10 protein-coding genes and 1 pseudogene are annotated in these 11,711 nt (G+C 59.8%); 4 read left to right on the top strand and 7 right to left on the bottom strand.

Going from position 1 to position 11,711, the window contains the following annotated elements; translation table 11 throughout:
• Nucleotides 1-22 precede the first annotated feature (22 nt).
• Together ABIN98_RS25175 and ABIN98_RS25170 are read left to right on the top strand one after the other, a co-directional pair.
• Nucleotides 23-1,198 carry a VWA domain-containing protein gene (locus ABIN98_RS25175; RefSeq protein WP_346914346.1) on the top strand — a complete coding sequence of 392 codons (1,176 nt, stop codon included), beginning with the start codon at nt 23-25 and terminating at the stop codon, nt 1,196-1,198.
• A 60-nt stretch (nt 1,199-1,258) separates the two neighbouring features.
• On the top strand, nt 1,259-2,380 hold the full coding sequence (locus ABIN98_RS25170) for a hypothetical protein (RefSeq protein ID WP_346914345.1): 1,122 nt from the start codon (nt 1,259-1,261) through the stop codon (nt 2,378-2,380).
• Between the two features lie 30 nt (nt 2,381-2,410).
• On the opposite strand, the gene ABIN98_RS25165 is transcribed toward ABIN98_RS25170, so the two are convergent.
• A complete protein-coding gene (locus ABIN98_RS25165) occupies nt 2,411-2,836 on the bottom strand; it encodes a universal stress protein (RefSeq protein ID WP_346914343.1) in 426 nt (141 codons plus the stop codon).
• Between the two features lie 67 nt (nt 2,837-2,903).
• A complete protein-coding gene (locus ABIN98_RS25160) occupies nt 2,904-3,692 on the bottom strand; it encodes a helix-turn-helix transcriptional regulator (protein WP_346914341.1) in 789 nt (262 codons plus the stop codon).
• Between the two features lie 125 nt (nt 3,693-3,817).
• Here ABIN98_RS25160 and ABIN98_RS25155 point away from each other — a divergent pair, with 125 nt between their 5' ends.
• Nucleotides 3,818-5,044 carry an MFS transporter gene (locus tag ABIN98_RS25155; RefSeq protein ID WP_346914339.1) on the top strand — a complete coding sequence of 409 codons (1,227 nt, stop codon included), beginning with the start codon at nt 3,818-3,820 and terminating at the stop codon, nt 5,042-5,044.
• 39 nt (nt 5,045-5,083) lie between these two features.
• Here the strand turns inward: ABIN98_RS25155 and ABIN98_RS25150 are convergent, their stop codons facing one another.
• The 5 genes from ABIN98_RS25150 to ABIN98_RS25130 all read right to left on the bottom strand — a co-directional run bounded on the left by ABIN98_RS25150 (nt 5,084) and on the right by ABIN98_RS25130 (nt 10,202).
• The gene (locus ABIN98_RS25150) at nt 5,084-6,976 is read right to left on the bottom strand and encodes a DNA/RNA non-specific endonuclease (protein WP_346914527.1); all 1,893 of its coding nucleotides are present in this window, start codon (nt 6,974-6,976) and stop codon (nt 5,084-5,086) included.
• Complete coding sequence (locus ABIN98_RS25145) at nt 6,870-7,931, bottom strand: hypothetical protein (protein ID WP_346914337.1); 1,062 nt, start codon at nt 7,929-7,931, stop codon at nt 6,870-6,872. Before ABIN98_RS25145 ends, ABIN98_RS25150 begins: the two co-directional genes overlap by 107 nt.
• Nucleotides 7,819-8,706 carry an alpha/beta fold hydrolase gene (locus tag ABIN98_RS25140; protein ID WP_346914335.1) on the bottom strand — a complete coding sequence of 296 codons (888 nt, stop codon included), beginning with the start codon at nt 8,704-8,706 and terminating at the stop codon, nt 7,819-7,821. Before ABIN98_RS25140 ends, ABIN98_RS25145 begins: the two co-directional genes overlap by 113 nt.
• 622 nt (nt 8,707-9,328) lie before the next feature.
• Complete coding sequence (locus ABIN98_RS25135; RefSeq protein ID WP_346914333.1) at nt 9,329-9,649, bottom strand: 2Fe-2S iron-sulfur cluster-binding protein; 321 nt, start codon at nt 9,647-9,649, stop codon at nt 9,329-9,331.
• A 196-nt stretch (nt 9,650-9,845) separates the two neighbouring features.
• Complete coding sequence (locus ABIN98_RS25130; RefSeq protein WP_346914331.1) at nt 9,846-10,202, bottom strand: Hpt domain-containing protein; 357 nt, start codon at nt 10,200-10,202, stop codon at nt 9,846-9,848.
• Nucleotides 10,203-11,203: 1,001 nt separating this feature from the next.
• On the opposite strand from ABIN98_RS25130, the pseudogene ABIN98_RS25125 reads away from it, so the two are divergent.
• Nucleotides 11,204-11,711: pseudogene (locus tag ABIN98_RS25125) on the top strand (hypothetical protein); the annotation flags it as partial.

Below are 11,711 nucleotides of genomic sequence, written 5' to 3'. Positions count from 1 at the left end.
CCTTTCCCGCTAACGTCTCCTCATGTTCATTACCTTTTTCACAGAGCTGAAATCCGCCGGCGTTCCGGTTTCCTTGCGCGAATATCTGTCGCTGATGGAAGCCCTTGAACTGGATCTTGCCGAACGCAAGGTCGAGGATTTCTACTATCTCGCCCGCACGGCCCTGGTGAAGGACGAAAGCAATCTGGATCGCTTCGATCGGGTCTTCGGTCATGTCTTCAAGGGGCTCGACCTCTTGAGCGAGGCCCCTGCCGGGGAAATCCCTGAAGAGTGGCTGAAGAAGCTCGCCGAAAAGCACCTTACCGAAGAAGAGAAGGCGCAGATCGAAGCGCTCGGCGGCTTCGAGAAGCTGATGGAAACCCTGCGCGAGCGGCTAAAGGAACAGGAAAAGCGCCACCAGGGTGGCAGCAAATGGATCGGCACCGCCGGCACCTCTCCCTTCGGCGCCTATGGCTACAACCCCGAAGGCGTGCGCATCGGCCAGAAGGAAAGCCGGCATCGGCGGGCGGTCAAGGTCTGGGACAAGCGCGAGTTCAAGGACCTGGACGACACCCTGGCGCTTGGCACCCGCAACATTCAGGTCGCCCTCAAGCGCCTGCGCAATTTCGCCCGCACCGGGGCAGCCGAAGAACTGGATCTCGACAACACCATCCGCTCAACCGCCCATAAAGGTCTTCTGGACGTGAGGATGCGCCCGGAACGGCGCAACGCGGTCAAGGTGCTCCTGTTTTTCGACATCGGCGGGTCCATGGACGATCATATCCGCGTCTGCGAGGAGCTGTTCTCCGCCGCACGGTCCGAATTCAAGGTCATGGAGCATTTCTACTTCCACAACTGCCTTTACGAATACGTGTGGAAGGAAAACAAGCGCCGCCATGCCGAGCGCATCGACACCATGGACGTGCTCCACAAATACCCGTCGGACTACAAGGTAATCTTCGTCGGCGACGCGTCCATGAGCCCCTACGAGATCGCCTATGCCGGCGGTTCGGTGGAACACTGGAACGAGGAACCGGGCTGCGACTGGATCAAGCGGGTCACCGACCTTTACAAGAGCGCCGTCTGGCTCAATCCCGTGCGCGAGGAGCATTGGGGCTATACCCATTCCATCAAGATGCTGCATGAGCTGATGGAAAGCCGGATGTATCCGCTGACCGTGGAAGGCCTCACGGAGGCCATGAAGGAGCTCGCCAGATAAGCCGGCACGCCCTGTATTCCGACCTGGCGAAAAGCGACGAATACCGGAGGACCTGACACGATGATTGACGGCGGCGGCAAACCTGACAGCAATATGGCTGCGCACAGTTCAACCACCGGAATGATCGGCGGCGGCTTCTACAACGCCAATTCCGAACCCCAGATGGCGGCGATTGCCGCAATCCTTCCCTGGCTAGACGAAGCAGTAACGACGATCCCCGGACTGCTGGATGCATCCAATGTCGCTTTTGCGGATTTCGGCTGTTCGGAAGGCGGCAATTCCATCCAGGTGATGCGGCACGCCATCAGTTCCCTCCGCAAGGTTACCGACTGCGCAGTCCAAACTGTGCACAGCGACCTTCCGACCAACGACTTTTCAACCCTCTTGAGAACCCTGCGCGCCGGCGGACAGTCGATCTACGCCGATCCGTCCGCCTATTCCTCGGTCGTGCCCGGGTCCATGTTCGATCAGCTTCTACTGCCGGGGTCGCTCGATCTTGCCACCACATTTAATGCAATCGGTTTCCTGTCTAAGCGACCGCTTGAAAACCTGCCGGACTATATTCTGCCGAACGGACCGGGGCCCGTCCGGTCGCGAGGATCAGTCAGCACGGCGGACCGGAGCACCTTCTCTGCCCTCGCCGAGGCAGATGTCGCCTCGTTTCTGGAAGCCCGGGCCGCCGAACTCCGCCCCGGTGGCAAGGTTTTGCTGCAGGTTTTCGGCGGCAACGACGAGGCCCGCACCTGTGACGGGATTTACGACCTGCTTAACGACGCGGTACTCGATCATGTCGATAGCGGCGACATCGACCAGGAAACCTATGTCCGGTATTATCAACCGGTCTATTTCCGCAACCTCGACGAACTTGTCGCGCCCCTGCGGCGGCCCGGGCCTATTTCGGACCTCTTCACGCTGAACAGGGCGGAAAGCTACGAAGTGCCGGTCGCCTTTGTCGAAGCCTACAAGCGGGACGGCGACCTGGACCGGTACGCACAGTCCTATGTCGACTTTTTTCGCGCCTTTACGGAGGCCGTGCTTCGCATGGCTCTCAGCGAGCATCCGGATCTGGACAGGCTTGTTGCGCAGATCTACACCCGTGCGAAAGAAAGGCTCCGGGAGAAACCGGAGCACTATCCGTTCCGCTATGTGGCGATCGCCGCCCTCATGTCCCGAAACGGATAGCAGTCACGTTATACGCAGCACGGCTTGCTGTCAGTCCCGCAATACCATCACCGAACACGGCGCATGACGCACGATATGCGCAGCGTTGGAGCCGATGAAATAGGTCGCGAAACCGGGCTTGTGCGAGTGCAGCAGGACGAGGTCGGAGCCGCTGTCGTTCGCCGCTTCGATCACCTCGTGATAGACCGTGCCGACTCGGATTTCCGAAGTGACGTCCTCTTTCGGCAGTCCCAGTTTGCCGACGACACCATCGAGGATCGCCTGGGTTTCAGCGACTTCCTTCGCCTGAAAGTCCTCCGGCAGCTGGCTTGCCACGAAGCTCTGCACTTCCGGACAGACGGCAAGCAAATGGACCTTTGCGCCGTAATCCTTGGCAAACTGTGCCGCTTTGGCCAATGCATCATCGGCAAAGCTGGTTTCGGCCGGATCGATCGGCAGGAGTATTTTCTTGAACATATTCCACCCCAAGGTTTTGAATGCGTTGATATTCGGATTTTTGCCTATCGGCGCGCCATGAGCCAGATCAATCTTGAAGCTTGTCGGAAAAATAACGGCCCGGTGTTACCCCGAAAGCTTTCCTGAACGTCGAAACAAAGGCACTCGGCCCTTCATAGCCCAGCTTGTGGGACACATCCGAAACCGGCCGGCCGGCCGACAGCAGCTCAAGCGCGCGGAACAGCTTCACCTGCCGGCACCAGGTCCGGTAGTTCATGTTGGTTTCGTCCCGGATCCGCCGTTCGAACGAACGCACCGACATGGCGCAAGCCGCTGCGGCGGCAGCAAGGGCTGGAACATCGGCCGGGCAGCGCACGATTCCCTCGCACAGCGCCCGCAGTTTCGCATCCTGCGGCATCGGCAGCTGCAGGGGCGAAACCGGAAGCATCTTGAGTTGATCCAGGATCACCTCGCCGATCCGCGCCGCCGGCCCGTCTGCCGTTTCCCGACGCGGATAGGACATGAATTCCAGGATCAGCTCCCGCAGCAGCCTTGTGACCTGCAGCACCTGAGGCTCCTGCGGCAGATCCATCGCCACGTCGTTTTGTATGTAGAGATAGCGGATCTCGGTGTCGGACAGGTACCGGGTCTCATGGGGCAACCGGGACGGCAGCCAGACCGCCCGTTCCGGTGGTGCGAAAAAGGTGCCGCGTTCCGTACGGATCGCAAGCGATCCCTTGACTACATGAAACAGCTGAGCCGTTTCGTGCGAATGCCACTCGGTCACCGAACCGCGCGGCTGCGAGGAGGCAAACCCGATAATCTTTGCGGCGATCCTTTCCTTCGGGAAATGCGAAAGCTCAGGATGTATCGGCACGAGGCTCTCCGAAAACCGTTATTTGGCGAATTGAAGATATATGATGACAAAACAGCGCTAACACGCAAGAGCGGAACACCCTAAAACGTCAACAAACCTGACGTAATATATTTGGGTCCGCGAAGATGAGTTATTTCACCCGCAGCGCCGCTCCCACCGCCCTCACCGGGTGGCGCTCCCCGGCCGTTCTCCTGATGATCATGGCAGGTGCCATGCAGCTGTCCTTTGCCGGCTGGTGGAACCTGATGAACAATTTCGCCGTTCAGGAACTCGCCTTTACCGGCCGTGAAATCGGCATCCAGCAATCGATCCGGGAAATTCCCGGCTTCCTGAGCTTCGCCGCGATCTTCCTATTGTTGATCATGCGCGAGCAGACGGTCGCCTACATCTCGCTGGCGTTCCTGGGCCTCGGCGTTGCGGCCACCGGTTATTTTCCGACCGAGATCGGGTTCTATGCGACCACGCTGATCATGTCGCTCGGGTTCCACTACTACGAGACCATGGCCCAGTCCCTGTCCCTGCAATGGCTTCCCAAGGCCACGGCGGCGGCCAGCATGGGCAAGATCATCGCCGTTGGCGCCTTTGCCCAGCTTGTCGCCTATGGCCTGATCTTCATCGGCTGGAAAATGTTCGATCTGTCCTTCACCAGCGTCTTCCTGGTCTCCGGCAGCCTGACACTTGTCGTCCTGGTTTTTCTGCTGGTCGCCTTTCCGAAATTCAAGGAAGGCTTCCCCCAGCGCAAGAAACTGATCCTGCGCAAGCGCTACTGGCTGTTTTATGCGCTGACCTTCATGGCCGGCGCCCGCCGGCAGATCTTCACGGTGTTCGCCGGCTTTCTCATGGTCGAGCGCTTCGGCTATGACGTTCACGAAGTCGCAGGGCTATTCCTGCTGAACGGCCTGTTCAACATGGCGCTGGCACCCAAGATCGGCCAGTTGATCGTCCGTTTCGGCGAGCGCAAGGCCTTGATGCTGGAATATGTCGGCCTGATCGTGGTGTTCCTGAGCTATGCCTTCGTTACCAATGAGAATGTCGCGGCCGGGCTCTATGTGGTCGACCACGCCTTCTTTGCCATTGCGATCGCGATCAAGACCTACTTCCAGAAAATCGCCGATCCGGGCGACATTGCACCGACCTCGGGCGTCGCCTTCACGATCAACCACATCGCCGCGGTCTTCATTCCCGTCGTCTTCGGCTTCATCTGGCTTTACTCGCCTGCCGCCGTGTTCCTGGCGGGTGCGGCCATGGCCGGCGCCAGCCTGTTCCTGGCCAGCATCATCCCGAACAATCCATCCGCGGGCAATGAAGTCGCCTTCTGGTTCCGCCAGCCCGCGCCCCAGGCCGCGGAATAGCGTTCCGGAGGGAGACGAGAGTCTCGACCCCGGATGGCTTCAGACGACGATGTTGCCGGGTTGGCGGATCTCTATCTGACGGTGTCCCGGCGCAAGGCTTTCCAGCGAGGTCTGGCGTTTCAAGAGCGTGTCCGCGGCCTCCAGCGGACCGAAATCCATATGAACGAGAACGCCCAGCTCCGAGATCGGGATCTGGAAGACGCCGAATTCCTCCGGCAGGATCCTTTCCAGCGGAATGTCCACGAGCAGTTCTTCCTGCCCCAGACGGAACGCCAACGCATGGAGCTGGCCGTCTATCGTGAAGGCGATGAGTTTCCAGAAGCCGGCCGGGATCTTTACTCCGCGATGAGATCTGTCGTTTTTGCCGAAAATCGGACCGTTGAAGACGGAAAACCGGGTCTGCGTTGCGGTTGCCTGCCGCATGACCGAGTTTTCCAACTCGCCCCAAACCCCTTTGAGTTTCGACTGATTGAAGGCCTTGTGCTGTGGCGTGATATTGGTCCAGAAATAGGTGTCGTGATCGGCGCGAACGGCCGCCTGTTTGTCGAACCCCCAGGACCCGTCGACCCTGCGCAGCAAATGCCCCCGGTCCAGATCGTTGTTCTTGTAGAGTTCACCTCCCGCTTGCTCGCTTTCTGAAAGCCTTGGATCGAAGCTCCAGGGCTCCTTGCCGCGCGCGGGCTTGAAAGGCGCGGCGGGATCGTGGTTCCCGGCGGAGACATAGGCCATGCGCCGGTCAGCGTTCATCACGACGCTGTAGTGATCGTAGTCAAGCAGGGTCTTGCCATTGTCGAGCCTCTGCGCCGGATGTCCCGGGGCGGTATCGCGAAGGCTGGGGAAAGGAACCGTGACACCTAGGAAATCCGCGTCATATCCTGTCCGGTCGGCCAGATCGGAGACGGCATAGCGCCGTTCCTCGGCGAATTCGCCTTCAGTTGCAGGACTGACGGCACCCTGACCACCGAGGAATAAAGAAGGCGATGGCGTTCCCCCGGTCCCAGCTGAGAGCGTCGGCAAACCGGCCTGACCAAGCGACAACTGGACAGTGAGTGGCACGGTGATCGCGACACCGCCCGGCGTCTGCACCACCGAAAAACCTGGTGCAGGGGTTTGCTCACCTCGAGAACTCTGGGTGTCCCGCTCGGGTTCGACGACCGGCACCGCTTCCTCTTGAACTTCGGGCGCGTCGAGATCTGCGATGACGGAGAATATCCGGCGCGGCATCGGCCTGTTGAACGCGCCATTCGAGGTGGCCTTGTCGCCGACCGCTAAGACCCGCTGAACGAGTTCCCGCTCGCGTCCCCGGAACACGCCGTCCTTTTCCAGTCCGCGCAAGTGTCTCATGATCCTCGAAACGCGAATGCCCTCGTTTGCGACCCATTTGATGTCGTCGCCGTCGAGGATGTCCGCAGGCAGCTTCAAGTCGCCGTCCTTCATACGCATCTTTCCCTGCGCATCCATCTCGGCGACGGCGCTGTGATGCAGGGCAACGACTTCCCAGGTGTCGTTGAAGACGGGGCTGCCGGAGGAGCCGGGCTTGGTGTCTCCGGAGTAATGTGCGGCGATGTCGATGGACTTGCCGGAATAGGAATTGCCGGGATCCAGTTCGGACGGAAGCGGGAAGATCTTGCTGCTGCGGAACACCACCTGCTTCAGGCCGGCCTGCGGATGCTGGATGATGTTCACCGGCGCTTCCGCCCGGATCTTGCCGACCTTTTCATCGAGCGGCAGATAGCCGTAGTCGTTCAGAGAATAACCCTGGTCCAGGCCGGTTTCCGCAACGGCGACCAGCGCGAAATCGAGCGACCGATCGGAGAAGAAGAGATCATCCGGCCGGAACTCGAACGTCTCCGAACTCAGCTGCCTGTAGCGGGCGTTCAGCTCGTAGTCGAATTGCACCGCCGCGTTCCGCGCATCCGAAGCTGTGCCCAGGACATGATGGTTGGTGATCAGCACACCCGGCGCGACGAGGAAAACCCGTGCCGAAGCCCTGACGCGTTCCGCGCGCCACGATACGCCCGACCGACTTGTTGACGATCGCCGCGCGCTTCACAAACAGCACGGAGAGGAATTCCTCGGCTTCGTTGAGGACGCGTTCGTTGAGCAGCGCGTCGATCGCCTCGGCCGGGTTGCGCTCCGCCATGGCCACGACGCGTTCAAGCGAGGCAGGCATCGAAACCACCCCGGCTGTTTCCGCTGCGATCTGGATCAGCTGACTGACCTTGCGCTTGGCGTAAATCGGCCGGCGCACATCGCTCTCCGCCTGGAAGGCTTTGCCGTCTTCGACCGCCGCTTGGCCCTTCTCGCGCAACGGAGCGGCCTTTTCCCAGTTCTCGGTCGCTTGCAGGATGAGGTTGGCCGGATAACCGCCGATCATACGAATTTCGGGGGCAGCAGCCACTGAAAGGACCCGACCCGCTGCAGGTGCAGGCCTGCTCGGCGCGCCGAGGAACTCTTCGGCGAGATCCTGGACGCCCGCCGTTTCGTCGACCTGCGGCATGGGGCGCGCACGCAGTTTTTCCTCCGACACCACCTCCACGGCGACGGTTTCAAAGAGCACACTGGATACATGCCTGTCCCGCTCGGCGAGCGTACGGGGGGGTTTGCCTTCCAGAAGCCTTTCCAGGGTGGACAGCACCGACCGGTTCTTTACCAGTCCCCCATGGCTTTCCTCCACGAAGGTCTTCGGCAGGCCGTCCATTTCCGCCAGATCGCGCGGCACTGTTCCATCGCCGTCGAGCGAATAGCGGAACTGCAATTCGTTGCCCGTCTTTTCAGCCGCGACGATCGTTTTCCTCGCCGATGCCGATGATCTGGTGAAAACGTTCGTCCGGAAGCGGTAAGTCGTTATGCGCCTCAAGGGCGGCGTCCAGCGCACCTTCTGCACCGGCCGCGTTCCGGAGTTGGGCCAGTTCGCGTGATCGAAAAAATTCTCCGCCGGTCGCAGCTTCGGGTCCGGCCATCATTTCCACCAGCCCCGGGAAATCGCGCAGGACGTCCTGAATGATGTCCTCAGCGGAGTGGATAGGATCGAGCCTGTCGAGCTTCGTGACCATCGAATGCACGTTCCGGAACACCTGCACGGGCGAGTAGGAACCGTTGTTGGGCGTGCCGAGCGTTATGACCCGGCTGATCTTTTTGGTGCTCGCGTCCAGCTTGGCGATCTGCCGGGCCACGAGCCCCCCCATGGAATGGGCGATCAACGTGACGTCGCTGTCGCCATCCGCCACGATCTGCTTGTAGAGGGCGTCGCCGAGTTCAACGGTGGGGTACCGCCAGTCAAAAGGCAGGAAACGGGTCTTGTATCCGGCAACGCTCAACTTCAGCCGCAGCCAGCCATAGGCCGCCCAGAACACGCCCGATGCAAAGACATTGTCCTTGCCGGGCCTGAATTTGAGTTTGTCGACCTGACCGAGGACGATACTAGCCGGATCGAACCAGATGAGATTGTCGCGAAGATCGGATTTGACCGAGAGCTTCGATCCCATGATGCCTGGCAGGATATAAATTGCCTTCCGCGGCTTTCCCAAACCGAACACTTCCTGCGGTGAAACACCGGCGGGAGCGGCCGGGACGGGAGTGCCGGCACCTAACTCGGCACCGAGACCGCGCAGTTCCTCATAGGTCGCGTCCCCCAAGCTCTTTGCGCAGTTCGCTTTCATGAGAGCCGGAAAGCAGTGCGGCTTCGATAGTCTCGTCGGAAAGGTACATGATTATCCCTCCACTCGCTTAAATGTATGATTCTAAATAAATAAAAATTTTATACTGAAAGTTGTCTTTTTAAATAATACACCAAAAGACAAAGGATTACCAACGCCACGTTTGTTGACTGTAAGGCAGGAGGAACCGGCCGCCCTGACCGGAGCACTGACTGTTGAACTAGAGGAGGCGCAGGCGACCATCACCGTATTGAACACGGTGACCGTCAACTCCGATCGGGAAGGGAGACCGGTGTCCACAACGCGCCGTCGAAAAACGCCGCGGATGGTCTGAAGATGTGGGTCCTGCCAGGTGGGCAACATGCACCCGGGATTTGGTGCACCTGTCCAGCCGAGAGACGCACGCCAGGATTTGCAGCCGTCAGCCGGATCGCGGCGACTGGCAACGCGCCTTCGCAAAGCAATCAGGTGATTGCCCCGGAATGCAGCTATCGATTCATAATGAGGTTCAAAAGCCGATCTACATGTAACCCGACATCAATTCGGGCTCGGGAAGATCTGCTAGCTTTATAATATGAGATCCGACCGGCCGCCGGTGGAACGCCGGCCGGTTCATGTCGTCCGATCAGGCTTGGCGCTCGGGAACGTGGACGACCAGGCCATCCAGATCGCCGGTCACCTTGATCTGGCAGGACAGGCGCGAATTCGGCTTCACGTCATAGGCAAAGTCCAGCATGTCCTCTTCCATCGGCTCCGGCTTGCCGACCTTGTCCGTCCAGGCGTCGTCCACATAGACATGACAGGTCGCGCAGGCACAGGCACCGCCGCATTCGGCCTCGATGCCCTGAACCATGTTCTTGATGGCATTTTCCATGACGGTAGAGCCTTCGGCGGCTTCGACCTCGGTCTGTGCGCCATCGGCAGCAATATAAGTGATTTTCGGCATGATCCGCGTCTGATCAGGTAATTACAGGAGGGGTTAGACGATAACTCAGCCCCGACATATACGTTCGCAGGCAAACGTCAAGGTTTCTGATTATTGAAACCGCACAAATACCAGCCGCCGAATGCCTAAAATGGCATCGGAAACGGCGCCCGGAACGACGCCTATGCGGTCTATGTCCGGCAGCGCGGTTTCCGTCTCAGTCCGTCAGCAGGTTGGCGATATAGCCATTCGCCTCGTCCACCGCCTGGACCAAGTCTGACAAATCAGGCGCCCCGGCCGCATCCAGCCTCTGCTCAAGTTCTTCGCACCGCTCCGCAACGGCGCTCGCGCCCACGGCGCGGGCCGAGCCCTTCAGCGTGTGCACCAGATCGTGCACAACACCGGTGTCCGTTTCTTCCGAAAGTCTCTTCATCGCCGCGGTACTTTGGGTCACGAACAGGCGCAGAACCTGGATTTCGAGATCCCGGTTGCCCAACGTGTTGGCGGCAAGCCGGACGAGATCGATCGGAGCCTGGAAGTGAAGCCGGCTCTGCTGCCGGGATGTGGAAGTCATGGCCATTGAGTTGCCCTCGCTTAAAGCGTTCGTTCCAGCAGCCCTCCTCCCTGGACTTGCCGGTTATGACAAAATCATCATGGCCCTCGATGGCCGAACAACTCGTTAAGACCGTGGCGAACGGGTCGCCGGGCGGCAACATCCCCAAAAAACTGAAAAATTGGTTAACGCATATTTAGGCGGCTTTTGGGGAGCCCCGGTCAAAACTCCTTTGCCGGCGCGGCTTTTGCCTTCCCGATCGGCATGCGCGAGCAGGAAATGGCGTTAACTCTTTTTCGATTTTCCGGTTGCTCCGAGCGCCGCTGCACCACTTGTCGTCAGCTTGCAGACGAGCCAGTCAGGCTTGATTGGGTTGGAAAACCAAGGCTCTGCCCAGCCTGCGGCAATACAGGCGCGAATTGTGCGGGCTGGAACTTCGCGTCCTGCGTCATCGAAAAGGGGGCAGCTTTCCACCCGGCTGATTCAGCCCTTTGGACAACCAGCGTTTTTGCGCGGATGTCGGCACAACCGTTTTCGACCGTCCTTTCGCAGCCCCTTTTTCAGCTTTTCCAGGACCTTCTTCAGTGCTCTTAATCGACATTGTCAGCCGTTCCTAGGTCATTAACAGCATTGCTGTTTCTTGTTCATTAGGAGAGAGTGTGCCATTAGGTAAAGCGATGCGGCAAGGTGGGGAAAAGGCTGTTCGGCATAATATGCTCTCAGCGGTCAGCGGCGGCCCCCCAACGAGCCAGGCCACGGAAGCATCGATTGAGGAAAGCGCCTGTCGCTTCCTCCTGTCGATTCCGGGGTCAAAGCGTTCGGTAGACCTCTCGGGCAGCCGAGAATACCGAAGTGTATTGAGTACGGACGTGAGGCGATCCAAATATGGCAAATCCCCCGAAGGTTAAAGACCCGGCGGAAGCAGCTCTGTCTGCTGTCGAAGAGGCCCCTAAAGCTCGATTTTGGCGGACCGGAATTCGCGGACGAGGTGGCGGCAGAAACAGCCAGCGCTTCGGCAAGCGATGACGCAGCGGCCCGCTCCGCCCCCGAAACACCCGAGGGACAGGACGCCAAGACCTCCCGCGACGAAGCGCGCGCATCGCGCCGGCGCGGCGGCCGCGGGCAGCCGCCCGCCTGCAGCCAACGATGACCGCCGCAATATCGGCAACCTTATTTTCGCGCTTCAGCGCCGCCCGTCCTCGACACCATTCTGGGGTGCGCTCGCCCTTAGCGTGCTGTGGATCGGCGTCGGCAGCAGCCTGTTCGCGTCTTCCTTCGGCGACCAGCTCTCCACGATCACCGACTTCGGCTCCATTGCGAATTCGCCTGCACTGATTCTGGCCGGCATCGGCATCGTCGTCCCGGTCATCTTCTTCTTCGTCATGGCCATGATGATCTGGCGCGCGCAGGAAATGCGCATCGTCGCCCGCGGCATGACCGAGGTTGCCCTGCGCCTCGCAGAGCCGGAAAGCATGGCCAAGGAATCCATCCTCAGCGTGGGACAGGCCATCCGCCGCGAAGTGTCCGCCA

The sequence above is a fragment of the uncultured Roseibium sp. genome (assembly GCF_963675095.2).
In the GTDB taxonomy this organism is placed as follows: Bacteria; Pseudomonadota; Alphaproteobacteria; order Rhizobiales; family Stappiaceae; genus Roseibium.
Note: the sequence above shows the minus strand (reverse complement) of the source record. Positions and strands in the feature narration are given on the sequence as shown.